General features: G+C 74.1%; 23 protein-coding genes. 15 read left to right on the top strand and 8 right to left on the bottom strand.

Translation table 11 applies throughout. The features are described from left to right. Nucleotides 1–18: 18 nt before the first annotated feature. A complete protein-coding gene (locus HNR70_RS13405) occupies nucleotides 19–270 on the top strand; it encodes a hypothetical protein (RefSeq protein ID WP_184326098.1) in 252 nt (83 codons plus the stop codon). A gap of 39 nt (nucleotides 271–309) precedes the next feature. Here HNR70_RS13405 and HNR70_RS13400 read toward each other — a convergent pair whose 3' ends face one another. After that, nucleotides 310–531, bottom strand: coding sequence for a hypothetical protein (locus HNR70_RS13400; protein WP_184326097.1), 222 nt, complete (start codon nucleotides 529–531; stop codon nucleotides 310–312). 190 nt (nucleotides 532–721) lie between these two features. On the opposite strand from HNR70_RS13400, the gene HNR70_RS13395 reads away from it, so the two are divergent. The 3 genes from HNR70_RS13395 to HNR70_RS13385 all read left to right on the top strand — a co-directional run bounded on the left by HNR70_RS13395 (nucleotide 722) and on the right by HNR70_RS13385 (nucleotide 2,473). Beyond that, entirely contained in the window at nucleotides 722–1,141 is a 420-nt protein-coding gene (locus HNR70_RS13395; protein WP_184326096.1) for an MmcQ/YjbR family DNA-binding protein, read from the top strand. 97 nt (nucleotides 1,142–1,238) lie between these two features. Next, on the top strand, nucleotides 1,239–1,832 hold the full coding sequence (locus tag HNR70_RS13390; RefSeq protein WP_184326095.1) for a hypothetical protein: 594 nt from the start codon (nucleotides 1,239–1,241) through the stop codon (nucleotides 1,830–1,832). Continuing rightward, a complete protein-coding gene (locus HNR70_RS13385) occupies nucleotides 1,766–2,473 on the top strand; it encodes an RES family NAD+ phosphorylase (RefSeq protein WP_281383220.1) in 708 nt (235 codons plus the stop codon). Before HNR70_RS13390 ends, HNR70_RS13385 begins: the two co-directional genes overlap by 67 nt. Nucleotides 2,474–2,570: 97 nt before the next feature. Here HNR70_RS13385 and HNR70_RS13380 read toward each other — a convergent pair whose 3' ends face one another. After that, entirely contained in the window at nucleotides 2,571–3,491 is a 921-nt protein-coding gene (locus tag HNR70_RS13380; RefSeq protein ID WP_184326093.1) for an ATP-grasp domain-containing protein, read from the bottom strand. A 166-nt stretch (nucleotides 3,492–3,657) separates the two neighbouring features. Between HNR70_RS13380 and HNR70_RS16405 the strand changes: the two genes are divergently transcribed. Beyond that, nucleotides 3,658–3,963 (top strand): response regulator transcription factor, encoded by a 306-nt coding sequence (locus HNR70_RS16405; protein WP_184326092.1) that lies wholly within the window; start codon nucleotides 3,658–3,660, stop codon nucleotides 3,961–3,963. Between the two features lie 72 nt (nucleotides 3,964–4,035). Here HNR70_RS16405 and HNR70_RS13370 read toward each other — a convergent pair whose 3' ends face one another. From HNR70_RS13370 to HNR70_RS13360, 3 genes are all read right to left on the bottom strand, one after another. After that, nucleotides 4,036–5,061, bottom strand: coding sequence for a Gfo/Idh/MocA family protein (locus HNR70_RS13370; RefSeq protein ID WP_184326091.1), 1,026 nt, complete (start codon nucleotides 5,059–5,061; stop codon nucleotides 4,036–4,038). A 302-nt stretch (nucleotides 5,062–5,363) separates the two neighbouring features. Further along, nucleotides 5,364–5,867 carry a glycosyltransferase family 2 protein gene (locus HNR70_RS13365; protein WP_376768826.1) on the bottom strand — a complete coding sequence of 168 codons (504 nt, stop codon included), beginning with the start codon at nucleotides 5,865–5,867 and terminating at the stop codon, nucleotides 5,364–5,366. A 325-nt stretch (nucleotides 5,868–6,192) separates the two neighbouring features. Continuing rightward, the gene (locus HNR70_RS13360) at nucleotides 6,193–7,128 is read right to left on the bottom strand and encodes an aldo/keto reductase (protein WP_184326090.1); all 936 of its coding nucleotides are present in this window, start codon (nucleotides 7,126–7,128) and stop codon (nucleotides 6,193–6,195) included. 352 nt (nucleotides 7,129–7,480) lie between these two features. On the opposite strand from HNR70_RS13360, the gene glpX reads away from it, so the two are divergent. The 4 genes from glpX to HNR70_RS13340 all read left to right on the top strand — a co-directional run bounded on the left by glpX (nucleotide 7,481) and on the right by HNR70_RS13340 (nucleotide 11,238). Beyond that, on the top strand, nucleotides 7,481–8,473 hold the full coding sequence (gene glpX / locus HNR70_RS13355; protein ID WP_184326089.1) for a class II fructose-bisphosphatase: 993 nt from the start codon (nucleotides 7,481–7,483) through the stop codon (nucleotides 8,471–8,473). 123 nt (nucleotides 8,474–8,596) lie between these two features. Beyond that, the gene (locus tag HNR70_RS13350; protein WP_184326088.1) at nucleotides 8,597–9,316 is read left to right on the top strand and encodes an NUDIX hydrolase; all 720 of its coding nucleotides are present in this window, start codon (nucleotides 8,597–8,599) and stop codon (nucleotides 9,314–9,316) included. An 81-nt stretch (nucleotides 9,317–9,397) separates the two neighbouring features. Further along, the gene (locus tag HNR70_RS13345; RefSeq protein ID WP_312857675.1) at nucleotides 9,398–10,762 is read left to right on the top strand and encodes a M20 family metallopeptidase; all 1,365 of its coding nucleotides are present in this window, start codon (nucleotides 9,398–9,400) and stop codon (nucleotides 10,760–10,762) included. Beyond that, entirely contained in the window at nucleotides 10,759–11,238 is a 480-nt protein-coding gene (locus tag HNR70_RS13340) for a hypothetical protein (RefSeq protein ID WP_184326087.1), read from the top strand. The genes HNR70_RS13345 and HNR70_RS13340 overlap by 4 nt, the downstream gene beginning before the upstream one ends. A 232-nt stretch (nucleotides 11,239–11,470) precedes the next feature. Here HNR70_RS13340 and HNR70_RS13335 read toward each other — a convergent pair whose 3' ends face one another. The 3 genes from HNR70_RS13335 to HNR70_RS13325 form a co-directional block, all read right to left on the bottom strand. After that, nucleotides 11,471–12,466 (bottom strand): VOC family protein, encoded by a 996-nt coding sequence (locus tag HNR70_RS13335; RefSeq protein WP_184326086.1) that lies wholly within the window; start codon nucleotides 12,464–12,466, stop codon nucleotides 11,471–11,473. Nucleotides 12,467–12,659: 193 nt separating this feature from the next. Beyond that, a complete protein-coding gene (locus tag HNR70_RS13330; RefSeq protein WP_184326085.1) occupies nucleotides 12,660–12,896 on the bottom strand; it encodes a hypothetical protein in 237 nt (78 codons plus the stop codon). Then, a complete protein-coding gene (locus tag HNR70_RS13325; RefSeq protein ID WP_184326084.1) occupies nucleotides 12,893–13,636 on the bottom strand; it encodes a DsbA family oxidoreductase in 744 nt (247 codons plus the stop codon). The genes HNR70_RS13330 and HNR70_RS13325 overlap by 4 nt, the downstream gene beginning before the upstream one ends. Before the next feature lie 374 nt (nucleotides 13,637–14,010). On the opposite strand from HNR70_RS13325, the gene HNR70_RS13320 reads away from it, so the two are divergent. From HNR70_RS13320 to HNR70_RS13295, 6 genes are all read left to right on the top strand, one after another. Further along, the gene (locus HNR70_RS13320) at nucleotides 14,011–15,411 is read left to right on the top strand and encodes a UDP-glucose dehydrogenase family protein (protein WP_184326083.1); all 1,401 of its coding nucleotides are present in this window, start codon (nucleotides 14,011–14,013) and stop codon (nucleotides 15,409–15,411) included. A 584-nt stretch (nucleotides 15,412–15,995) separates the two neighbouring features. Then, nucleotides 15,996–17,132, top strand: coding sequence for a glycosyltransferase family protein (locus HNR70_RS13315; RefSeq protein WP_312857674.1), 1,137 nt, complete (start codon nucleotides 15,996–15,998; stop codon nucleotides 17,130–17,132). Then, nucleotides 17,122–18,558: a glycosyltransferase family 4 protein gene (locus tag HNR70_RS13310; RefSeq protein WP_184326081.1), complete on the top strand. Its 1,437-nt coding sequence runs from the start codon at nucleotides 17,122–17,124 to the stop codon at nucleotides 18,556–18,558. The genes HNR70_RS13315 and HNR70_RS13310 overlap by 11 nt, the downstream gene beginning before the upstream one ends. Before the next feature lie 2 nt (nucleotides 18,559–18,560). Further along, on the top strand, nucleotides 18,561–19,823 hold the full coding sequence (locus tag HNR70_RS13305) for a glycosyltransferase family 4 protein (RefSeq protein ID WP_184326080.1): 1,263 nt from the start codon (nucleotides 18,561–18,563) through the stop codon (nucleotides 19,821–19,823). Beyond that, entirely contained in the window at nucleotides 19,820–21,988 is a 2,169-nt protein-coding gene (locus HNR70_RS13300; RefSeq protein ID WP_246375227.1) for an ABC transporter ATP-binding protein, read from the top strand. Before HNR70_RS13305 ends, HNR70_RS13300 begins: the two co-directional genes overlap by 4 nt. Next, nucleotides 21,985–24,558, top strand: coding sequence for an aminoglycoside phosphotransferase family protein (locus tag HNR70_RS13295; RefSeq protein WP_184326079.1), 2,574 nt, complete (start codon nucleotides 21,985–21,987; stop codon nucleotides 24,556–24,558). The genes HNR70_RS13300 and HNR70_RS13295 overlap by 4 nt, the downstream gene beginning before the upstream one ends. The last annotated feature ends 4 nt before the right edge of the window (nucleotides 24,559–24,562 follow it).

The raw sequence follows: 24,562 nt of genomic DNA, 5'->3' as shown, positions 1-24,562 counted from the left end.
CGTTCCCACGGCAACGTCGTGACCGACTGGTGGATGCGCATGGCGGAGGATCCGCACTTCCCGGCCCGGCGCGACAGCGCCTACCGCGTCCGCGCCCAGGTCGACGTGCTCATGCGCGGCTCCGAGGTCCACTTCGGCACCACCCGCGAGGACGCGATCATGGACTCCTACGGGAAGGACGGCGGCATCACGCTCGGCGAGATGCAGCGCACCGCGATGAACGTGCTGCGGTACCTGCTGCGCGTCGGGTGGCTGGGGGTGCGGGCGTAGGTCGCGTCGGACGACGGGGCGTCGTCCGACGGAGCAGGGTCACTCCGCGCGGAGTTCCTGCTCCCACTCCGGATTCGCACCGAGCTCGGCGAGCAGGGCGGCGACCTCTTCGATGGCGACCCAGCGATGACCGTGGTGGGGGACGATGCGGGCGAATGCCTCGCCCTCCTCGCTGACCGTCCAGCTCCTCCCCGCCTGCACGTCCGTAAGGATCCGAGGCAGTTCTTCGCCGAGCAGCGCGGCATCGACCGTCGGTTCCATGGCGCATGTCCCTCCTGCTGGGTGCTCGAGAGGATCAGTCTGCTGGCTGCTACGGAGAGAGGGAATGCCTCGCCGCTCTGACGCCGACGTCGCCGCAACTCGTGCCGCTGGGTGGCGCACGTTCCCGCGGGAACGTTTCCGGGGCATGTGGGACTGGCGGCCGACGGGGGCGCACGGCAGGATCGCAGCCATGGTCGAGCCCGGTGTACCCGAACTCCCCTCGCTCACCGCGAGCACCCTGCACGAGATCGCTCTCGACCGTGCGCTCGAGCTGCCTGCCGCCGTGCTCGAGCAGCCCTTCGGCCCGGGCGCCGAGGTGGTCAAGGTGCTGGGGAAGATGTTCCTGCTGGCCGGGGAGCTGCACGGTGAGCCGATGGTGGTGCTGAAGGCCGATCCGCGCGACGCCGAGATGCTGCGCGAGAACGTGGACGGGATCAGTCCCGGCTATCACATGAACAAGCGCCACTGGATCACCGTGGTCGCCGGCCCCGACGTGGGCGCCGCACTGCTCCGGGACCTCGTCACCGACTCCTACCGGCTCGTCGTCGCGACGCTGCCCCGCAGCACGCGGCCGATCGATCCAGAGACCTTCGAGGCGGCGGTGGAGTAGCGGCAGGCGGAGCCGCGGCAGGGGGCAGTGGAGGCGTTCCCGCGGGAACGCCTGCCGACTCTGTTGTTACGCAGAGCCACGGCGTAACATGGTGTCCATGAGCAGTGCGACGCACGAGTACTCGGCCCGGCTGGAGGACGCGCTGGAGAGGCGTGGCAATCCGCTGAGCGTCGACGTCCTGCTCGAGATCCTCCACGAGGCCAGCGAGACCACCGCCGAGGCGCTGAGCGCGGGGGAGCGCGAATTCCTCCTTGCCTCCACGGACCTCGTCGAGGACGACCTGACCCCGGAGGGTCGCGCCCGCTCCGCCGACGTCGCCGCCCTGGACCGCGCACGGGCCGAGCAGGAGGCCTGGGCCTCGTCGCTCACCACGGCCGAGGTCGCAGCACTGCTCGGGCGGAAGGACGCGAGCATCCGCCGGTCGAAGGCGGCGGGGGACCTGTTCGCCCTGCCCACGAGTGCCGGGCGGTCCGCCCGCTTCCCCGCCTGGCAGTTCGACGACGGCCGGGTGATGCCCGGCCTGCGCGAGATCATCCCCGCCTTCCCCCGATACACCCACCCCCTCTCGATCCAGCGCTTCATGATGAGCCCCGCGGAGGAGCTGGAGGGCCTGTCGCCGGTCCGATGGCTCCTGCGCGGAGGCGCCGTGGATGCCGTGGTGAGCCTGGTCGACGAGCGGGACCGGCTGTGAGCCGTGCGCATCCGAAGAATCCACGGAGTCCCAGGAGCGAACTGACGCTGCCGGAGGAGTGCGTCCCCGGATACTCCGGTCCGCTGTGGCGAATCCATGCTGTCGTCGGGCCCTACAGGATGGCGTGGGACGAACTGCGATGGCACGGCCCCTTGCGGCGGAGCAGGTGGGACCCGCAGCCCGGCCCGCTCGCCGAGCGCTCGTCGGTCGGCGTCTCGTACACCGCGCCGGCCCCGACGACCTGCTTCGCCGAGGTGTTCCAGGACGACCGGGCGATCACGCTCACGAGCGACCTGGCGCTGTCAGGATGGGTGCCGAGCCGCGAGCTGGCGCTGCTGGATCTCACCGGGGGCAGCGGAAGCGGCGACTGGGCCGTCCAGAACGGTGCGTCGGCCTCGTTGGCGCAGGCTCCGAGGGGCACCTGCCGCGCCTGGGCCCAGGCCATCCATGAACAGCTCGGGGAGCAGATCGACGGGCTGCTCGCTCCGTCCACTGTCCTCGGCGACCCGATCATCGTGCTGTTCGCCAGGGCGGCCGACGCGTTCCCGGCCGGCCCGAGCTTCTCCCGCACGCTCGAGCAGGCCGATGTCCTCACCCTGGCCGTTCGTGTGAGGGACCGCCTGGGGTGGCCGATCCGCTGACGCCGGGGCTGAGAACCTCCCGGCGAGGCACCTCAGGATCTGAGGCCCCTCCAAAGTCAGAGAAGCGGGGTCGACGTCTCGCGGGTGCCTCCCCGCCTCACACCCGCCGCAGGATCGCGTCGGCGAAGGGCTCGGCCGCCTCGGACACGACGTGCAGGTTGAACAGGGGCTCGAACAGCTCCGCCTCCAGCAGCACCAGGCCGTGCGCCGCGGTGTCCACGGTGTCGATCCGGGCGTACAGCGGCATGTCCTGTCCGGTCACCTCGGCGACGGCGGTGAGGACCCGCTCGGCGAAGGCCCGCTCCTCGGCCGACGTCTGCATGACCTGCGGGGACTCCTGGTAGGTGCCGCCGCGCAGACCGCCGCCGCGGGCGAGCAGGGCGCCCTTGGAGATCGAGTGGGTGAAGTGCCCGTCCACCACGTACAGCGCCTTCTCCCGTCCCTCGGACAGCTCCGCCACCTCGGGCTGCAGCATCACCACGCCGCCCTCGGCGAGGATCTGCCGGCCGAGCTCGGCGGCGGCGGGGTCGGCGGGGGAGAACAGGCCCGTGTGCTTCGCGCCCGCGCTCACGGCGGGCTTGAGGACGACGTGCGGCTCGGCGGCGCCCCCGTCGGCCGCGCCCGCCCCGTCCGCCGCCTCCGCGAGCGCCGCGCGCAGCGAGGCCTCGTCCTCGAGCCAGCGGGTGGGGACGCCCGGGATCCCGGCCTGCTCGAGCTGGTCGAGGTAGCGCTTGTCCATGTTCCAGCGCACGAGCGCCGGGTCGTTCAGCACCGTGGTCACGGCGCTCGCACGGTCCAGCCACGCCTCCCACTCCTCGCCCCGCTCGAGGTAGTCCCAGGGGCTGCGCAGCACGGCCACGTCGTAGGCGGACCAGTCCACCCCGGCGTCGTGCCAGACGACGGCGTCGGCCTCGGCGCCGCGGGCGCGCAGGGCCGAGACGAGCGGGCCGGAGTCCAGGGTGGTGTGGGCGTGGGGGAAGTCCTCGGAACCGGTGATCACGATGGCGATGCGGGGCATGGACCCGACTCTAGGACAGGGTGCTGACCTGCGCAGTGGCGTCCGTGAGGCCCACAGGTCGGCATCCCGGGGGCGGCGGTCGCGCAGCCGCCTCCGCAGCCGTGCGGGCCGGGTCCCGCGGCCCGCCGTGCGGTCCCGCGCCGGGCTTGAGCGCCGGGCGGAGGACGTGCTCGCGGTGCTTGAGCGCGGCGCGAACCTGGACCTGGTGCGACAGCGGGCCGCCGGACCGGAGGGCGCCCGCCGTGTCGAGGAGCTGTTCACCTCCGCCGAGCGGGACGTGGTGCACCTGGTCGCCCAGGGCTGCACGAATCGCGCCATCGCCCGGGAGCTGTACCTCTCGGTGCGCACGGTCGAGCTGCGGCTGACCAACGTGTACCGCAAGGCCCGGGTGAGGTCCGGGTTCGAGCTGATCCGCCTGCTCGCCGAGGCCGGCGATGAGCAGACGGCCGACGCCGCCTCCCGCCCCGCCTGAGCGGACGGGGCGGGCGCGGGTGGGCCCAGGCGGGCCCGGCTCGCGAGGGTTCGGCTCGTCAGGCGGCGTGTGTCAGGCGGCGGGGCCGACGCCCGAGAGGCGGTAGGCTTCCTTGAGGATCCGCAGCGACTCCATCGACTCGCCGGGTCCGATCCAGAACGGCTCCGGTGCCTCGAGGGTCTCGTAGAAGTCGCGGATGAGCAGCTCGTGGGAGACGCCCCAGTAGGAGCGGCCGCCCGAGGTCAGCGAGCGCTCGCCGAGGACGTCCACGCGCCCGTCCTTCCAGCGGATCGTGAGCCCGCCCTCGGTGCCTCCGCGCAGGGAGACGTACGCGTTCGCGCAGTCCAGCTCGATCTCGACAGGGCGGTCCTGGGGTGCGGTGAGGGTCGCGTAGAACGAGGTGGTGGCGCCGCCGGGGTGGGTGAGGAGCAGCTCGGCGGTGTCCTCGACCTCGATGACGTCGGCGAACTTCCGGGTCGCGACGTGCCCGTCGATCGTCTCCACACCGCCCATCAGCCACTGCACGAGGTCGAGGGTGTGGATCGCCTGGTTGATCAGCAGGCCGCCGCCGGAGCCGTCCCAGGTGCCGCGCCAGGGCTTGGCCCGGTAGTAGTCGGCGCTGCGCGCCCACACCACCGACGCCCACGCACCGTTGACGGCGCCGAGCTCGCCCGAGTCGAGCATGCGGCGCAGGTGCTGGGAGGCGAGGTTGTAGCGGTTCTGGAAGCAGATGCCCACCTTCGGAGCGTCCGGGCCCGCGGCGGCCAGCGCGTCGACAAGGCGCTGTCCCTCCTCCAGGGTGTGCGCGAGCGGCTTCTCCTGCAGCACGTGCACGCCCGCGGCGAGCGCGGTGAGGGAGGGATCGATGTGCTCGTGGTGCGGAGTGGTCACGTGCACGGAGTCGGGGTGGACGCCGCCGATCAGCTCCTGCGCGGAGGCGAAGCCGGGCACCCCGGTCGCCTCGGTCGCACGGGCGAGCACCGCCGGATCGTTGTCGGCGATGCCCACCAGCTCCAGGCCCTCGATGTCGTGGATCGCCTCGATGTGCACCACGGAGACGTCCCCCGCGCCGATCAGTCCGATGCGTCGGTTCGCCATGTGTTCTGCCTCCTCGCCGCTCCGCTGCGGCACGTGGGAATGAAGTGGAGAGTTCGCGCCATTCTGTCGTGCCCGGTCCGGGGAGGGGCACAGGTTGCCGGGGGATGTCCTCCGCCCTCGCGTCGGCCTCGACCAGCACGCTCTCGAGGCCGAGGTTCACGGCCCGCACGTCGGACGGGGCGGTCGGGGTGCGCGAGGCGGCCAGTGCGCTCACGGCGACTCCTGCGGCCAGCCCCGCCAGGACCGTGCGCCGGGAGGGGCCCGGGGCGCGGCCGGTGCGGGGGGAGGGGATGGTCATGCGGTCACCGGCGTCCGGGTTTCGGAGCGCAGGGAGTCGGTGGTGAGCCCCTCGGCATCGAGCTCGCCGACGCTCGCGGTCCCTGCGGGGAACACGCCGACGGGCTCGCCGGGCCGGGCGAGGCCGACCACGCCCGTGCGCTCGACCTCGTTCCATGCCGCGGGGCGGCGCGCGCGATCACGAGTGTCAGCACCAGCCCCAGCCAGCCCAGCAATGCCCAGAAGCCGGTGGAAAGGTGGTTCTCGCCGCCGAGCGCGAGGACGGGCAGCAGGGCCAGCAGCAGCTGCAGCCGGGGCATGATGATCATGGTCAGGGTGTTGAACGCCAGGTACAGGCCGAACATGCCGCGGCGCGGGTCGCCGACCGCTTCGCGATGCTTCAGCGTGGTCTGCAGCAGGCCGCGGGCCCAGCGCACGAGCTGCTTCCACAGCCCCAGCAGCGTCGAGGGCGACTCGGCCATCACCAGGGCGCGGGGTGCGAAGCGGACCTGCCGGCCGGCGCGGTGCACCCGCCAGGTCAGCTTGAGGTCCGCGCCGATGGTGTGCTCGTCGAAGCCGCCGATCGAGGGACCTGCCGCGCGTCAGCGCGCCGCCCCTCCGAGCGCTCCGATCCCGGAGCGCCGAGGTCGACGGCAGGCAGGTGCGGGCCGCGCGGCCGTGGCGGGGGTCGCAGACGGCGGAGCCCTTCAGGAGCCGTGCGGAGCCGCAGATCCTCTGCGGGATCCGGGTCACATACGCATGCGGGACCCCTCCACACTCGCAGCGGGGTCCGGGCAGCGCCAGCGCCGGGTCAGGGCCGGGTCAGGGCGCGATCAGCGCCGGGTCGGCGCGGGATCAGGGCACGATCCAGCCGGCGGCGCGGAACAGCTCGTACCACTCCGGTCGCGTCAGCGGGATCTCGGAGCCGGCGGCCGCATCGGCGACGCGCTGCGGGGTGGTGGTGCCGAGCACGACCTGCATCTGTGCGGGGTGGCGGGTGATCCAGGCGGTCGCGATCGCCTCGGGAGCTACCTCGTACTTCGCCGCGAGCCGGTCGATCACGGTGTTCAGCTCCGCGTACTCCGGGTGTCCGAGGAACACGCCGTCGAAGAAGCGGGCCTGGAACGGGGACCAGGCCTGCACCGTGATGTCGTGCAGGCGGCAGTAGTCCAGGATCCCGCCGCCGTCGCGCACGAGCGACTGCTCGGTGGATTGCATGTTCGACGCGACGCCCTGGGCGATGATCGTCGAGTGCGTGATCGACAGCTGCAGCTGGTTGGCGACGATCGGCTGGTTCACGTGCTTCGCGAGCAGATCGATCTGGCGCGGGGTGTGGTTGGAGACGCCGAAGTGGCGCACCTTCCCGGCCGCGTGCAGCTCGTCGAACGCGGCGGCGACCTCCTCGGGCTCCACCAGCGCATCGGGGCGGTGCAGCAGCAGGATGTCGAGGTAGTCGGTGCCCAGCGCGCGCAGCGAGCCCTCGGCCGCGGCGACGATGTGCTCGCGGGAGTAGTCGAAATAGGGGCCGTCGGTGACGATCCCGGCCTTGGACTGGATGGTCACCTGCTCGCGCTCGGAGGGGCTCAGCTGCAGCGCCTCCGCGAACCGCCTCTCGCACAGGTGCACCTCGCAACCGTAGATGTCGGCGTGGTCGAAGAAGTCGATGCCCGCGTCGCGCGCGGCACCCACGAGGGTGCGGATCTCCTCGTCGGACTTCTCGGCGATGCGCATCAGGCCGAGCACCACGTTCGGGGCGGTGATGTCGGTGTGCGGCATGGTGAACTGCTTCATGGTGACCTCGGATCGCGGGGGAGCAGGGGCGGCTGTGCCGGGGAAAGCCTATGCCCGCCGGGGTCGGAGGGGTGCCGGCGGAGTGTCGGCGGCGAGTGGTGTGGCGAGAGCCGTCGCCACAACTGCTGGTTGTGGCTGCGTTCCTGACCATTGCTCGCATCGCATTGCCGCCCCCAGGTGACGGCCTGGCGACCCGACGGTGACGACCCGGCGACGATCCGCCGGGAGTCCCTCCGGGCCGACGGGGCGGCCGGTAGGCTCGCAGGTGCACGTCAGGCACCGATCGGCCTGTCGCCCAGGCGGGTCGGGGGCCCCAGTGCCGCCCAGTTCTCGAGTCGAGGGAGACACCTCCATGCCCACGTCGGACGCCACCACCACCACCGCCCCTGATCGCAACCTCGCCCTCGAACTGGTGCGCGTCACCGAGGCCGCCGCCATCGCCGGCGCCCGCTGGGTGGGCGCGGGGGACAAGAACCGGGCCGACGGCGCCGCGGTCGACGCGATGCGCTCCTTCATGGACACCGTGCGCATGAACGGCACCGTCGTCATCGGCGAGGGTGAGAAGGACGAGGCCCCGATGCTGTTCAACGGCGAGGCCGTCGGCGACGGCACCGGCCCGGACGTGGACGTCGCGGTCGACCCGATCGACGGCACCCGCCTGACCGCCATGGGCTACAACAACGCCCTCGCCGTGTTCGCGGTCGCCGAGAAGGGCAGCATGTACGACCCTTCGGCCGTGTTCTACATGGAGAAGATGGTGGTCGGGCCCGAGGCCGCGGAGTTCGTGGACCTGCGCCTGCCGATCAAGCAGAACATCCACCTGGTCGCCAAGGCGCTCGGCAAGCCCGTCTCCCAGGTCACCGTGTGCGTGCTCGAGCGTCCCCGCCATGAGCCGCTGGTGCAGGAGATCCGCGACGCCGGCGCGCGCGTCAAGTTCATCATGGACGGCGACGTCGCCGGCGCCATCGCCGCGGCCCGCGGCGCCGGGGTCGACATGCTGCTGGGCACCGGCGGCACCCCCGAGGGCATCATCGCCGCCTGCGCCGTCAAGGCCACCGGCGGCATGATCCAGGGGCGCCTGGCCCCCACGGACGACGACGAGAAGCAGAAGGCCATCGACGCCGGCCACGAGCTGGACCGCGTGCTCACCACCAACGACCTGGTCACCTCCGACAACTGCTACTTCGCTGCCACCGGCATCACCGAGGGCGACCTGCTGCACGGGGTCCGCTTCCGCGGCGACCGCATCGTCACCCAGTCGATCGTCATGCGCTCGCACTCAGGGACCGTGCGCCTGGTCGAGGCCGAGCACCGCGCCGAGAAGTGGGACCGCTGGCTGAGCTGAGGTCGTGAGGCGCGGTACCGGAGTCCCGCCGCGACGGCGGCCGGGGCGAGCGCTCGGTCGTTACTTGTGAGTCACCCCGCCTATTGGTGTCAAAGTGACCATAACTCTGTCTATCGTGGACACATGCAAGCCTCAGCGTCCGAGAGCACCGCGTCAGACAGCACCGCACCCGAGATCCGCGTCGCCGTCGACCTCATCGTCCTGACCCTGCGGGACGGTGCGCTCAGCGTGCTGCTCATCCAGCGCGAGGACGAGCCCCACCGCGGCGCCTGGGCGCTGCCCGGCGGCTTCGTCCGCCACGGTGAGGATCTCGACGGTGCTGCCTACCGGGTGCTGGCCGACGAGGCCTCGCTCGGCTCCGGCGCCGTGCACCTCGAGCAGGTGCGCACCTTCGGCACCCCCGGCCGCGACCCCCGCGGGCACGTCGTGTCGGTGGCGTTCATGGCCCTCGGCGCGGACCTGCCCGACCCCGAGCGCGGCGAGGACGTGGCCGACGCCCGCTGGTGGTCGCTGGCGGACCTCGCCGATGTCACCCTCGCCTTCGACCACGCCGCCGTGCTCGAGGTCGCGATCGAGCGGGCCCGTTCCAAGCTCGAGTACACGACCCTCGCGGTCACCTTCCTGCCCGGGGAGTTCACCGTCTCTCAGCTGCGCGGGGTGTACGAGAGCGTGTGGGGCCGCCCGCTGGACGCCGGCAACTTCCACCGCAAGGCCACCCGCACCGAGGGCTTCCTCGTGGAGCTGGACCGCCACGCCGCCCCGACCGGCGGCCGCCCCGCCCGGCTCTACCGCGCCGGGACGGGCACGCGCCTGGTCCCGCCGCTGCTGCGCATCAGCGAGTAAGGCAGAGCGCGCGGCAGGGAGTACGGCGCTTCTCGGCGAAAGGCCAGGTCCCGCCGAGGAAGGCGTGGGAGGATCGCCCCCGTGACCGCCGACACCCCCGCCAGCAACGACACCCCCGCCAGCAACGACACCTCCGCCAGCACCGCCGCTGCGCCGCATGCCGTGTTCGCCGAGGCCTACGCCGCCCGGCGCGAGCAGATCCACACCCTCTCCCGCGCCCTGCACGCGGACCCGGAGACGGCCTTCGAGGAGCATCGCGCCCACGACCGCTGCGCCGACCTGCTGGAGGACGCCGGCTTCACCGTGGAGCGCGGGATCGCCGAGCTGCCCACCGCCTTCCGCGCCACCCTCGGCACCGGCTCCCTGGTCGCCTCGCTGTGCGTCGAGTACGACGCCCTGCCCGGGATCGGCCACGGCTGCGGCCACAACCTCATCGCCGGCTCCTCCCTCGGTGCCGCCCTCGCGCTCGCCGAGCACGTCGACGCGCTGGACGTGACCCTGCAGGTCATCGGCACCCCCGCCGAGGAGCACGGCGGCGGCAAGCAGCTGCTCATCGAGCGCGGCGTCTTCGAGGGCGTGCACCTGTCCCTCATGGCCCACCCCACGACGCATACCGACACCTACGACGTGCTCGGTTCGACCAGTCAGGCCGTCGGCCGCTGGCGCGCGACCTTCACCGGTCGCGGCGCGCACGCCGCCGCCAATCCGGCCGACGGGATCAACGCCAACGACGCCGCCGTGATCGCCCAGGTCGGCGCCGGTCTGCTGCGCCAGCGCCTGAAGGACGGCCAGCGCCTCGCGCTCGTCCCGCAGCAGTCCGGGGTCACCAACATCGTCCCCGAGCAGGCCGTCGTCGACTTCGAGTGCCGGGCGCTGACCCTGCCGGAGTTCGAGGAGCTGCGCCGGCGGCTCGTCGCCTGCTTCGAGGGCGCCGCCCACGCCACCGGCACCACCCTCGAGATCGTCGCGAGCGAGCCGACCTACGAGCCTCTCCTGCAGGACGAGACCCTCGGCCGGGCCTGGAACGCGGCCATGGCCGAGCTCGGCAGGCCGCTCGCCGGCTCCCTCGGCGCCTTCGCCGCCTCCACCGACATGGGCAACGTGTCCCAGCGCGTGCCCGGCCTGCACCCATTCGTCGGCATCACCGGCGCCGGCGGCGCCCTGCACACCCGCGAGTTCGCCGCCCACGCCGCCTCGCCCGAGGGCTACCGGTTCATGGACGATGCGGCGGTCGCCATGGCCTGGGTGATCCGCGACGTCGCCGCCGACCCGGACGCCCGCGCCGCGGTCCTCGCGCAGGCCGCAGCCCTCGCGCAGGCTGCGGCGCCGGGCGAGACTGCGGCGCTTGCGCAGGCTGCGGCGCCGGACGAGGCCGTCGCGCCGGGGATCGCCGCGGCCGACGAGGCTGCCGCGCCTCCCGGGCCCGGCGGGGGAGCGCAGGGATGAGGGGGCTCCGGAGGCGCGGCGCCGGCGGCGCCGAGAGCACGGGCGGCGGCCGCCCGCGACTGACGCGCCGCGAGCTCGCCGTCGCCGCGCTCACGCTGGGCCCGTCGGCCGCCGCGATGCTCGCCGGCTGCACGGGCGAGTCCGAGCCCGAGACGCCCGAGACCCCGGATCCCACCCCGGTCAACGAGCTCGGCGTCGAGGTCCCCGCCCCCTCCGGCGAGGTCTCCGCGGTGCTCGATGCCGCCGGCGACTCCGTCGGCGTGATGCTGCGCGACGCCGAAGGTGAAGACTTCTGGGCCGACGACTTCCTCTACACCCGCGATGCCCTGCCCTCCCTGCTCTGGCAGACCGACGCCGACGTGCTGTGGGTGATCGCGACCGACGGCAGTGCCACCCGCATCGCCGCCGACGACTCCGGCGCCTGGCTCATGGAGGAGGACGCCGAGGTGCCCGAGGAGATCAGCGCCCGGCTGTGAGGGCCCGGCTGTGAGAACGGGTGCGGGAGTGCGCCGGAACTCGGGACCCAGGTCCCGTTCCGGGCCCGCGAGACAGCCCTACTGTTGCTGTATCGCCTCCCCCGGGGAACCGGGGTCGAGGCCTGATGGACCCCGGGTCGGCAGGGGAGAGCGGACTCGGCAGAAAGGGCGGTGAGCACAGCTCACCGCCCTTGGTCCGTCCCGGGGGCTCTTGCCCCAGGGCCTGCTGCGCTCAGCGCGCGAGGAGCTCCTCGGTGCTGGTGCCCGGCAGGGAGACGGTGACCGGGGTGCCCCACGGATCGTTGACGTTCACCGAGCGGCCCTCGTCGGCGTAGGAGAGGCCGGCCTTCTTCAGGCGCGCGGTGAGGGCGTCGAGGTCCTCACGGCCGGGGACCGTGATGGCGACGTCGGCCAGGCCCAGCGCGGCGGCGCGGGGGCCGGCGCCGCGGCTGTTCCAGGTGTTCATCGCGACGTGGTGGTGGTAGCCGCCGGCCGCCGCGAACAGCGCGCCGGGGTGGCTGCCCACGGTGGTCTCGAAGCCGAGGGTGTCGATGTAGAAGCGGCGGGCGGTCTCGACGTCGCCGACCTGCAGGTGCACGTGGCCGACGATGCCCGGGCGCATGCCGGGGTTCGAGGCGACTTCCTCGGTCAGGTGCTGGGAGAGGTAGGCGTTGGGGTCGATGAACAGGGTGTCCATCGCGACCTCGCCGTTGGTCCACTGCCACTGGTCGCGGGGACGGTCCCAGTACAGCTCGATGCCGTTGCCCTCGGGGTCGGTGAAGTAGAAGGCCTCGGAGACCAGGTGGTCGCCGGTGCCGGCGAAGCGGGAGCGCGGATCCTGCGCGGCGCGCAGCACGGTGCCGGCGAGGGAGGCCTGGTCTTCGAAGAGGAAGGCGGTGTGGAACAGGCCGGCCTGGCGGGGGTCGACGCCGGGCAGGCCCGGGGTCGCGATCAGGCGGACGAAGGGCACGTTGCCACGGCCGAGCACGCGGTGGACCTCGCCGCCCACACGGGCCTGCTCCTCGATGGGCTGCAGAGCCAGCGCGTTCTCGTAGTAGGAGCTCATGAGCTCGAGATCGCCGACGCGCAGGGTGACCGCGTCCATCGCGAGGTCCGCGGTGAAGTGCTGCTCGTCGACGGTGCGGGCGGCGACCGGCGCGGTGCTCGAGGACGCAGCGGTGCCAGGAGCGGAGGGGCTGGCGGGGGAGGTCAGGGGCGAGGCGGTCATGGCGTGCCTTTCGGATCGGCGGGCGATGGATCCATCATGCGCCGAACTGATAGAAGCTTCAACCATTAAGTCATGGCGAGTGGGGCAGGCCACGTCGGGCAGGGTTTCGGGGGTCCGACGACGGAACCCCTCGGCCCGCTCCCGGTGGGGGAGGGGCGAAGGGGTCCTGCGGTGAATGCGGAGGTGGGGCTGCTCAGTCGCAGGTGCCGTCGGCCGCGCAGGCCTGGCCGCCAGCGAAGGAGCCGCCCAGCAGTGAGGAGAGGGAGGAGAGGGTCTGTGGGGCCGTCGCCTCGCCGGCCTGGGAGGCCGCGTCGACCTCGGGCGCGGGGGCACCGGCCGGCTCGGCCGACGGGGCCCCCTCCGTGGCGGCGCGGCTCGCGGGGGCCGCGGTGCTGCTCTGCGCGTCGCTCACCGCCTGCGGGTCGCTCATGCCTGCTCGCCCTCGGTGCCCTTCGCGCCCGCGCCCGCGGACTCGCCGCGCTCGGCGCGGGCTTCGTCGGCGATCTGGCGCAGGGCCTGGCGGAAGGCGTCCATCGGCAGCGCGCCGGGGGCGGTGTACTTGTCGTTGAACAGGAAGAACGGCACGCCGCGGGCGCCCATCGACGCGGCCTCGCGCACCTCGGCGTCGACCTTGTCGTCGTGCGAGCGGCCCTCGTGGGCGGCGCGCGCGGTCTCCTCGGCAAGGCCCGCCTCGACGGCGCGGGTGACGACCACGTCGGCATCGAAGGGATCCAGCGCGCCGGTGAAGTAGCCGCGCTGGAGCTGCATGAAGAACTCGGTGGCGGCGTCGGCGCCCTTCGCCTCGGACAGCGCCTGCATCACGCGGTGCACGCCGCGGGTGTTCGCCATCGGGCGGTCGGTGACGTACTCGCGACCGATCTCCGCGGCCATCTCCTTGATCTGGGACTCCATCTGGCGCACCTGGTCGGCGTCCAGGCCCTTGGCCCGCACGAGGTGCTCGATGTTGTCCTGGTCCGGGGTGACGGGGGAGGTGGGGTCCAGCTCGAAGGAGTGGGCGCGCAGGTGGACCTGCCCGGTCAGGCCCTCGGCCTCGATCGCGTCGTGCAGGCGGGACTCGCCGATGTAGCACCAGGGGCAGACCACGTCGGTCCACACGTCCACGGTGATCAGCGGCGCGGCCTGGGTCGGATCGGTCGGGGCCTGGGTCATGGGGTCCTCCAGGGGGAACGGATGCCGGGGCTCCCGGCGACGAAGTCATTGAAAACTGTACGGGCCGGGGCGTGGGGCGGCCAGGGGGCGGGGGAGGGTTTCGCTCCCGGCGCAGGCGGGGCCGGGGCGTTCCCGCGGGCGACCCGGCCGCCCCGTCGGCCGACCCCGCGCCCCGTCGGCAGGCCCGGGCCCCGTCGGCCGGCACCCGAGCCCCGTCGGCCGCTCCTCGCGCCCCGCAACTCGTCCCCCGCCCGCCCGCCGGGCTCCACCGGGCCGACACCTCGAGGACACCCGTGCCTGTCACCGTGAGGGAGCATTGCCCGGGTCCGGCCCGTCGGCCCCGGGGACACGCCCCATGGGAGGAAGCCAGGCGCATGCGCATCTCGGTGATAGGAGTCGGATACCTCGGCGCGGTGCATGCCGCCGCGATGGCCGAGCTGGGCCACGACGTGATCGGGCTGGACGTCGATGCCGCGCGTGTCGTGTCCCTGCAGGCCGGGCGCGCGCCCTTCCACGAGCCCGACTTCGAGGAGATCCTCCAGCGGGGCCTTGAGGCAGGACGCCTCCGCTTCACCACCGACTACGCGGAGCTCGCCGATGCCGAGGTGCACTTCCTGGGCCTCGGCACCCCGCAGCGCGCCGACGGCTTCGGGGCCGACCTCACCTACCTCGAGGCCGCCGTCACCTCCCTCGCCGGTGTCATCGCGACCCGCGGCGGCGCCCCGACCCTGGTGGTCGGCAAGTCCACCGTCCCCGCCGGTACAGCCCGCACCCTCGCCGGTCGCCTCGCGCACCTGCCCGGCACCGACCTCATGTGGAACCCCGAGTTCCTGCGCGAGGGCTTCGCGGTCAAGGACACCCTCACCCCCGATCGGCTCGTCTACGGCGTCGCCGAGCCCGGCGCCGCGTCGGCCGACGCGCAGGTCGCGCTCCTGGATGCCGTGTACGCGCCGCTGCTCGCGGCCGGGACGCCGCGCCTGGTCATGGGCCTGGAGACCGCGGAGCTCGTGAAGGTCTCCGCCAACGCGTTCCTGGCCACCAAGATCTCCTTCATCAACGCGATCGCCGAGATATGCGAGGCGCTCGGCGGGGACGTCACCGAGGTCGCCGCCGCGATCGGCATGGACGACCGCATCGGGAGGAAGTTCCTGCGCGCCGGCGTCGGCTTCGGCGGCGGCTGCCTCCCCAAGGACATCCGCGCCTTCATCGCCAGCGCCGAGGACGCCGGCGTGGGCGAGGCCCTCGGGTTCCTCCGCGAGGTCGACGCCGTCAACCAGCGCCGGCGCCAGCGCGTCGTGGAGCTCGCCCGCGAGATGCTCGGCGACCTGCGCGGCCGACGGATCACCGTGCTCGGCGCCGCGTTCAAGCCCGACAGCGACGACGTGCGCGACTCCCCGGCACTCGAGGTCACCGCCCGGCTCATGTCCGCCGGGGCGCACGTGACCGTCACCGATCCCGCGGCGCTCGCCAACGCCGCCAGGCGCGTGCCGGGCCTTCACGGCGAGCCCGACACCGATGCCGCTCTCGCCGGCGCCGAGCTCGTGGTGCTGCTGACCGAGTGGCGCGAGTACCGCGACTTCGACCCGGTCCGCACCCGCGCCCGCGTCGCCGCGCCCCGCATGATCGACGGCCGTACGGTCCTGGATCCTGTGGCGTGGAGGGACGCCGGCTGGGAGCTGCGCTCGCTCGGGCGAGGGGAGGTCCCGTCGGCCGACGAGGCTCCCGCCGCGGAGCCGGTGGGTGCGAGCGGGCAGGTGCCTATCGCGGGCAGGTGACTGTCACCTTGCCCCTCTCCGCCGCTGCGCGTGGCGTGCGGGCCCGTTGTGTGCGCCCCCGGACGCGATAGCCGGTGGCGCGCGGTGGAGACATGTCGGAATGGCCGCGGAATTCCCGCATGTGTTCACCGCGCGTGGTGGCCGGGGACGGACGTGTGCGCGCTGACGGTCGATGTCGCGGCCCGCATCGACCGTGAGAGCGCGCAACTCGGGCTGATCGGGGCTCCCCGACTCTGAGAACGTCCTCATCGACGGCTCATCGCCACCTCACCGCCGCCCGTCAGGCTCCTCGTGTTCGCACAGCACAGGAGGGCCGAGACATGGTCGGAACGCGAGGCGCAGCGGGAACGCGGAGCGCAGCGGGAACGCGGAGCGCAGCGGGAACGCGGAGCGCAGCGGGGCCGCAAAGCGCGGCGGGGACGCGAGGCGTCGCAGGTGCGCACGCAGCACCAGGTGCACGCGGCGCGGCAGGCGCGACGATCGCGCTGTACTCCCACGACTCCGTCGGGCTCGGGCATGCGCGCCGCAACCGGGCGCTGGCCCATGCGCTCGCCGAGCACCTGCCCGCCCTCGTCGGCGGTCCTGTGCGCGGCCTGCTCATCGCCGGCCACCCCGACGCCGGCCGCGACCCCCTCCCCGAGGGCTGGGACTGGCTGATCCTGCCGGGCCTGACCCGCGGCCCCGAGGGCTGGATCCCGCGCCGCCTCGGCATGGATCCCGCCGCCCTGCGCGACCTGCGCAGCGCCGCCCTCCTCGCGACCCTCGACGCCCTGGACCCCGACCTGTTCATCGCCGACCGCCACCCCTTCGGCATCGACGGCGAGCTGCGCCCCGTGCTCGAGATGCTCCGCGCCCGCGGCTGCCGCACCGTGCTGGGCCTGCGCGAGGTGCTGGACACCCCGCGCGTCGCCGCCGGTGAGTGGGAGGAGCTCGGCGGGGCCGACGGGGTCGCGAAGCTCCTGGACGCCGTGTGGATCTACGGCGACCACCGCGTCTACGACCCGCGTCTGACCGGGGAGCTGCCTGGACCGCTCGCGCGCCTCGCCGAGCCCACCGGATACCTCTCCGCAGGTCGCCCCGCCGCCCGGCCCCGTCGCAGCGACCGTCCCTCCCCGGCGCCGCCGCCCCCGTACCTGCTCACCGTGCTCGGCGGCGGCTCCGACGGCGCCGAGCTCGCCCGCCTCGCCCTGCAGGCCACGCCGCCGCCCGGGCACCGCCACCTGCTGATCACCGGCCCGCAGATGCCGACCGCGGACCTCGAGGAGCTCCACGAGATCGCCGACGGGCACGCCACCGTGGTCCGCTCCGCCCCCGACGTGCCCGAGCTGATCGCCGAGGCCGCGGCCGTGGTGTGCATGGGCGGGTACAACACCGTCGCCGAGGTCCTGGACACCACCACCCCCGCGCTCGTCGTGCCCCGCGCCCGCCGCCGCCTGGAGCAGCCCCGCCGCGCTGCGGCCCTCGCCGCCGCGGGGGCGCTGGAGACGCAGGAGGCCGCCGGGCTCACCGCGGCGGACATCACCGAATGGTGGGCGCGTGCCGTCACCGGCCGCACCGTCCGCAGCGGCATCGACCTGGACGGTCTCGCCGTCGTCCCGCGCCTGGCCGCCCGTCTGCTCGACCCGTCGGCCGCGCACGAGATCGCCGCCCCTGACGTCGCCGCCCCTGACGTCACCGTCCCCGCCCGCGTCCTCCCGGAGGTGCACAGCCATGCCGTCTGACCAGCCCACCACCGCGAAGCTCACCCCTGACCGGCCCTGCCGCATCGGGTACGTCCTGAAGATGTACCCCCGCTTCTCGGAGACGTTCATCGTCTCGGAGATCCTCGCCCGCGAGGCCGCCGGCGAGCAGATCGTCATCTTCTCGCTGCGCCCGCCGACCGACGCCCGCTTCCACCCCGAGCTCGCCCGGGTCCAGGCGCCGGTGATCCCCGTCGGCCGCTCCGCGAGCCCCCGCCGCCTGTGGGAGACCTGGCGGGCGACCATGGCCGATCCCGAGCTCGCCGACGGTGCGGCACAGATCCTTCCGGAGCTGGTCCAGGCAGAGGCCGACGACGCCGAGCAGGCCCTCACCATCGCGCGCCTCGCCCGCGAGCACGGGCTCACCCACCTCCACGCCCACTTCGCCTCGATGGCCACGGGCGTGGCCCGGATGGCCGGCGCGATCGCGGGGCTGCCCTACTCGTTCACCGCCCATGCGAAGGACATCTTCCACCAGGACGTGCGCGACGAGGACCTCGAGCGCAAGCTCTCCGGCGCCCACCACGCCATCACCATCTCCGCCTACAACCTCGATCACCTGCGCGGCCGCTTCCCGGGCGCCGTCGGCCGCCTGCGCCTGGTGCGCAACGGTCTCGAGCTCGAGCGCTTCCCCTACCTGCCGCGCCCCGCGATGGCCGAGGTGCCGCGCGTGCTCGGCGTGGGCCGGCTCGTGGAGAAGAAGGGATTCGCCCAGCTCATCGACGCGATCGCCGCCCTGCGCGATGCAGGCACCGCGATGACCGCCGAGATCGTCGGCGACGGCCCGCTGCGCGAGGAGCTGCAGGAGCGGATCGACCGCCTCGGCGTCGGCGACCGGGTGACCCTGCTCGGCCCCCGCACCCAGGAGGAGGTGCGCGCCCTGCTGCAGGAGGCGGACCTCTTCGCCGCCCCGTTCGTCATCGCCGAGGACGGCAACGCCGACGGCCTGCCCACCGTGCTGCTCGAGGCCATGGCCAGCGGCATCCCCTGCATCGCCGCCGGCGTCACCGCCGTCCCCGAGGTGATCCGCACCGGCGAGACCGGGTGGCTGATCCCCTGTGACGACACCGCCGCCCTGGTCACCGCCCTCGACGAGGCCGCCGGGGCGGGCGCCGAGGAGCGCCGACGCCTCACCGACGCCGCCCGGGCGCTCGTCGAGGCCGAGTACTCCTCTCCGGCCCAGGCCGCCCGGCTGAGGGCCCTCGTCGAGTCCGACGTGCCGCTCGCCGAGGCCGATGCGCTGCTCGCCGAAGCCGACGCGCCGCTCGCCGAAGAGGACCCGGCCGCGCAGGCGCTGTCGGCCGACCCGGCCCCGTCGGCCGATCCGGCCCCGTCGGCCGACCCGGCCGCCACCGACCCGACCCCCGCCCCCGACGCCGCGCCCCTCGCGGCCGCCACCAGGAGCTGATCATGAGGATCGCCTACGTCCTGCTCGACCCCGGCATCGGGGTGTTCGGCACCAAGGGAGCCTCCGTGCACGTCCAGGAGGTCACCCGGGCGCTGCGCGCCGACGGCCACCAGGTCACCGTGTTCTGCACCCGCACCGACGAGCACGTGCCCGTCGACCTCGCGGACCTCGACGTGCGCCGCCACCGCCTCCCCAAGGGCAAGGGCCCTGAGCGCGAGGCCGCCGTCGCCCGCGCCGCCGCCGACATCGCCGCCGAGATCCTCGCGGAGGGCTTCGACCTCGCCTACGAGCGCTACTCGCTCTTCTCCGACGTCGCCGCGCGGCTCGCCGCCCCGTCGGGCGAGGGCGGGGCCGACGGGATGGGCGCGGCCGACGGGGCCCGCCCGATCCCGACGATCCTCGAGGTCAACGCGCCGCTGATCACCGAGCAGCGCCGGCACCGCAGCCTCTACGACGAGGAGGGGGCGGTCGAGGCGACCCGCCGGCAGCTCGAGGCCGCCGCGGTCGTCTCCTGCGTCTCGCCGCCCGTCGCCGAGTGGACGATCCAGCAGGGCGCCGTCGCAGCGCGCGTGGTCGTCACCCCGAACGGCGTGAATACCGACCGCATCACCCCGCGCCCGCTGGGAGCCGCTGCGGGAGCCCCGTCGGCCCACGGGATCGGGAGCGACGGACTCGCGGCCGACGGACGTGCGAACGACGGCCTCGAGGCCGACGGCGCCGCCGGCCCGGTCACCGTCGGCTTCGTCGGCACCCTGAAGCCCTGGCACGGCACGGACCTGCTGCTGCGGGCGCTCGCCCGCACCCGCGGCGACCTGCGCCTGGACGTGGTCGGCACCGGCCCCGAGCAGGGGAGCCTCGAGGCGCTCGCCGCGGAGCTCGGCATCGCGGACCGGGTGCGCCTGCGCGGCGCCGTCGCCCCGGAAGAGGTGCCCGCCGCGCTGCGCGGCATGGACATCGCGGTCGCTCCCTACCCGGCCGGTGACCACTACTTCTCCCCGCTGAAGGTGTACGAGTACCTTGCCGCCGGGCTGCCCGTCGTCGCCTCGGCGATCGGCACCATCCCTTCGATGCTCGAGGACGGCGCGCTCGGCGTGCTCGTCCCGGCCGGCGACGTGGACGCCCTCGCGAGCGCCCTCGACGAGCTCGCCGCCGACCCGGGCCGTCGCGCGCACCTCGGCCGCGCGGCGCGGGAGACGGCGGTCGCCGAGCACGACTGGCGTCGTCGCTGCCGCGACCTGATGGATCTCGTGCAGGTGGCGGCATGATGGCCATCGGCACCTCCCGCACCGGCCTGCATCCCCGCGCCGGGGTCAACCCCCGCGCCGGCCTGGCCTCGCGCGCAACGGCACCGCCGAAGCACCAGCGCCCCGATGAGCTCGCCCCGACGCCCGTCGAGCCCCCGCGGGAGCCGGCGAAGGCGAGCACGAAGAAGTCCGGGAAGAAGTCCGGGAAGAAGAAGGACAAGGACAAGCTCGATCCCTCCGCGCTGCGCCGCACCCTGCACGTGGTCCGCCCGCATCTGCCCCGCCACATCGGACTCATCCTGCTGGGCCTGGTGGCGCTGCTGGCCGACGTCGCCTTCCGGGTGCTCGAGCCGTGGCCGATGAAGTTCGCGATCGACGCGGTCACCTCCGCCCTCGGCGCGACCATGCCGGACGCCACCCCGTTCGGCCTGGACGTCACCGGCACCGTCGTCGCCTCGGCGCTCGCGCTGCTGATCATCGTCGGCGGCCGCGCCGGCGCGAACTACCTCTCCACCGTCTCCTTCGCCCTGGTCGGGGCCCGGATCGCGACAGAGCTGCGCACCCGCGTGTTCGACCACGTCCAGTCCCTGTCCCTGCGCTACCACCAGCGCGCCTCGATCGGCGACACCTCCCAGCGCCTGGTCGGCGACATGGGACGCCTGCAGGACGTGGCGGTCACCGCCGGTCTGCCGCTGGTCGGGAACGTGATCACCCTGGTCACGCTCCTGGTCGTGATGGCGCTGCTCGAACCGAGCCTCGCCGGGATCGTCATCGTCGCCGCGATCGGGTACCTGCTGCTCTCGCGCGCGTCCTCGCCGGGCATCGTCTCCGCCTCCCGCTCCACCCGCAAGGGCGAGGGCGCCCTCGTCGGCTCCGCCGCCGAGGCGCTCGGTGCGATCCGCGTGGTCCAGTCCTACGGGCTGGAGGGCACGGTCGCCTCCGAGTTCGCCGGCGGCAACGAGAAGGCGATGAAGGCCGGGGTGAAGGCCAAGAAGCTCTCCGCCGGGCTCGAGCGCACCACCGACCTCGTCGTCGGCATCGCCCAGGCCGCCGTGCTGCTCTCCGGTTCCCTGCAGGTGCTGCGCGGCACCATGACCCCCGGCGACCTGGTGCTGTTCGTGATGTACCTGAAGATCGCGATGAAGCCGCTGCGCGACATGGCCAAGTACACCGGCCGCATCGCCCGCGCCGCCGCCTCCGGCGAGCGGATCGCCGACCTTCTGGACGAGCAGGTCGAGATCCAGGACCCGCCTCATCCGCGCCCCATGCGCATGAGCGACGGGACCGTGGAGATCAAGGGCCTCACCTCCCGCGACGGCCACGGCCGCCCCCTGTTCGAGGACCTGGACCTGTACGTCCCGGCCGGGCAGCACGTGGGCATCCTCGGCCCCTCCGGCGGCGGCAAGTCCACCCTCGTCTCCTACCTGCTGCGCCTGGCCGAGCCCGACGACGGGATCCTGCGCGTCGGCGGCTACGACGTGCAGACCGTGCGCCTGGCGGACCTGCGCCGCCACGTCGCGATCCTGCCCCAGGAGTCGGTGCTGTTCTCCGTCTCCGTGCGGGAGAACATCCGCTACGGCCGACGCGACGCCACCGACGACGAGGTGGAGGAGGCCGCGCGCCGCGCCGGTGCCCACGACTTCGTCATGGCGCTGCCGGACGGCTACGACACCGTGCTCGGCAACCGCGGCGACACCCTCTCCGGCGGGCAGCGGCAGCGCCTCGCGATCGCCCGCGCGATCATCCGACGCTCCCCGGTGGTGGTGCTCGACGAGGCCACCACGGGCCTCGACCCTGCCTCGAAGGCGCAGGTCAACGAGTCGATCGTGGAGCTCTCCCGTGGCCGCACCACCCTGTCGATCACGCACGATGCCGCGATGGTCCAGGGCCTGGACCGGGTGCTGTGGATCGAGGACGGCGCCATCCTCGAGGACGGCTCCCCGGCCGTGCTGGCCGCCGACCCCGACTCCCGCTACGCCCGCTGGATGCTCGCCCAGAGCACCGAGCGGGAGGCGGGGGAGGACGCTGCGGCGGCGGGCGCGGGCGATTCGCCGGAGGTCGAGGCGCCCCAGCGCCCGGCGGCCGACGAGGCCGAGGTCAACGCCTGGGCCGTGCTCGACACTGCGCCCCACACCGCACCCGGCACCGACGCCTTCCGGCCCCATGACGGCAAGGAGACCCGATGACCCCGCACGTTCTCACCGCCCCCAGCGACCCGCTGGACCTGCTCACCGCCCACGCCGACCTGCCCGGCGCCGCCCGGATCCTGGACCCGGCGCAGCTCACCGCGCTGCTCGGTCGCTCCGTGGAGCTCTCCCGGGTGCGGATCAAGCCCGGCGCGAGCGTCATGGTCGGCCACCGTAGCCCCGGCTCCCGCCCCGGCGGGGACACTCCGGCTGACGTCGGCTGGGCGATGCTCACGGCCGACGCCGACAAGCGCGACGGGGCCCTGCGCCGCGCCGCCCGCCGCGACGTGCCCCTCCAGGTCCGCGAGGAGTCGGGCACGACCCTGCTCACCGGCGGCCTGGACGCCGACCCGCGCCTGGGACGTTCCGTGGACCGCGCCCTGCGCCGCGCCCGCCGCGCCGGTGCCCAGCGGATCCGCGTCCTCTCCTACAACCCCGCAAAGCACGTGGTCCTCGGCGTCCCCGCCTCCGAGCAGGTGCTCCGCATCGCCTCCCGCCCCCTGGACCGGCTGCTGCGCGCCGCCGAGGCGTGGCGCGCGCTGGAGTTGCCCACCCTGGCTCTGCGGCCCACGTCGGACGCCCACGCGGTGCGCAGCGCCCACTGGGGTCAGGGTGATCTCGCCGACCCCGCGCTCGGGCCGACGGACTCCGCCGCCGCGCACGCCGCCCGGGCGACCGGCGCGGCGATCGCCCGCCTCCACGGCGCGGAGCCGTCGGCGGCGCTGCCGGCCGCGCGCCTGGGCCGCACCGTCCCCGACTCCCTCGACCTGCTCGGCGAGCTGCTCCCGCACCGCGGCCGCGCCGTGCGCACCCTCGCCGCCCGCCTCGACGAGGCCCTGCCCGACGCGCCCCGCACCGGCCTGCTCCACGGCGACCTCACCCCCGACCAGGTGCTCGTGGACACCCACGCCGAGGGCACCGCGGCCGAGCCCGCCATCCGCATCGTCGACCTCGACCGCTCCGGCACCGGACCGCTCGGCGCGGACCTCGGTGCCTGGCTCGCGTCGTGCCTGGTCATGGGGCGGCCGCGTCTCGCCGAGGCGTTTCTCGAGGGATACGTCGCCGCCGGGGGCGCGCTGCCGGAGACCTCGGAGCTCGCGGCGTGGACCGCCCGCGCTCTCGCCGCCGCGTCGGTCGACCCGATGCGCCGCGCGCAGGAGGGCTGGCCCCTGCTGCTCGAGAAGCGCCTGGACCTCGCCGGCGCCGTGCTCGGCGAGCCCGCCTGGCTGCCCCTGCCGGGCGGGGCTGCGGAGTCGGGTGTCGCCGCCCCCGCCGGTGTCGCAGCGCCCGCCGGCGCTGCTGCGCCCGCACCGGTCGCACCCCCTGCCTCGGGCACCGCGCCGACGACCCGGATCCCCGCTCAGGTCAGCGACGGTGGGGCGACGTGGCGCGTGGAGCGGGCCTGGCCCGACGACGGCCGCGGCATGCCGCTCGAGCTGCGGGCCGTCGGCGGCTCGGCCGACGAAGAGGCGGCCGACGAGCACGCGACCGACGGCGGCGCGCACTCCGAGGGAACCCCGTCGGCCGAGGGCGGCGCCGGCTCCGGCGCCCTCCGCGGCGCGCGCGTCGACCCCGCGACCGGCGCGCTCACCCTCCACCGCCTGGGGGAGGACCCGCGCCTGCCCGGTCTTGCCCGCACCCTCACCGCGCACCCCGACGGACAGCTCGTCTCGCTGCGCCCGGGCAAGCGCGCCGTGGTGCGCCTGGCGGCCAGGCCCGGGCAGCGCCCCGCCCGGTACGTGAAGATAGTCCGCCCCGGCCGGGCCGCGAGACTCCGCGACGCCCTCGCTACGGCGGCGCCCTTCGACGGCCCCTTCCGCACCCCCGCCCTGCTCGCGGCCGACGAGGACACGATCATCCTCGCCGAGCTCCCCGGCCGCACCCTCCACGAGCCGCTCCGGCGCGAGGACGGGACCTGGCAGCGCGCCTGGCGCGGCGTGATGGACGCCTGGTCGCAGGCGATCACCCGCTCCCGCGAGGAGCAGAGCGTGCTCGGCGACCTCCACGGCGCCGACGCCGAGGCGCAGGTGCTCATCACCTGGCTCGAACGCGCCCGCGCCGTCGATCCGGACGGGGCAGCGGGCCGCGAGGCCGCCGTCGGCGCCGCCCTGCGCGCCCTCGCCGGCACCCCTGCACCGGCGCGACCTGCGCTCGTGCACCGCGACCTGCACGACAAGCAGATCCTCCACCTCGAGGGTGCCGCACCCGGCCTGCTCGACGTGGACACCGCGACCTGGGGCGACCCCGCCCTGGACCTCGGAAACCTCCGCGCCCACACCCGCTGGCGCGAGCTGCAGGAGATCTGGAGCGCGGACCACGCCTGCGAGGTCCAGGGCGAGATCGACGGCGCCGCGGACCGCGAGGGCATCGACCCCGACACCCTCGCCGCCTACGAGGCCGCGACCCTAGCGCGCCTCACCTGCGTGTACGCATTCCGTCCGCGCTGGCAGGAGAACGCCCGACGCCTCGCCGCCGAGCTCGCTCAGTCCGCGTCGGCCGGCACTGCCCCGTCGGCCGCACTCGCTTCCACCCCTCCCCACCCCGCAGTCCCCACCACGAAAGGACCGTGACGTC

Origin of the sequence: Brachybacterium aquaticum, assembly GCF_014204755.1 — a bacterium.
GTDB classification, from domain to species: domain Bacteria; phylum Actinomycetota; class Actinomycetes; order Actinomycetales; family Dermabacteraceae; genus Brachybacterium; species Brachybacterium aquaticum.
Note: the sequence above shows the minus strand (reverse complement) of the source record. Positions and strands in the feature narration are given on the sequence as shown.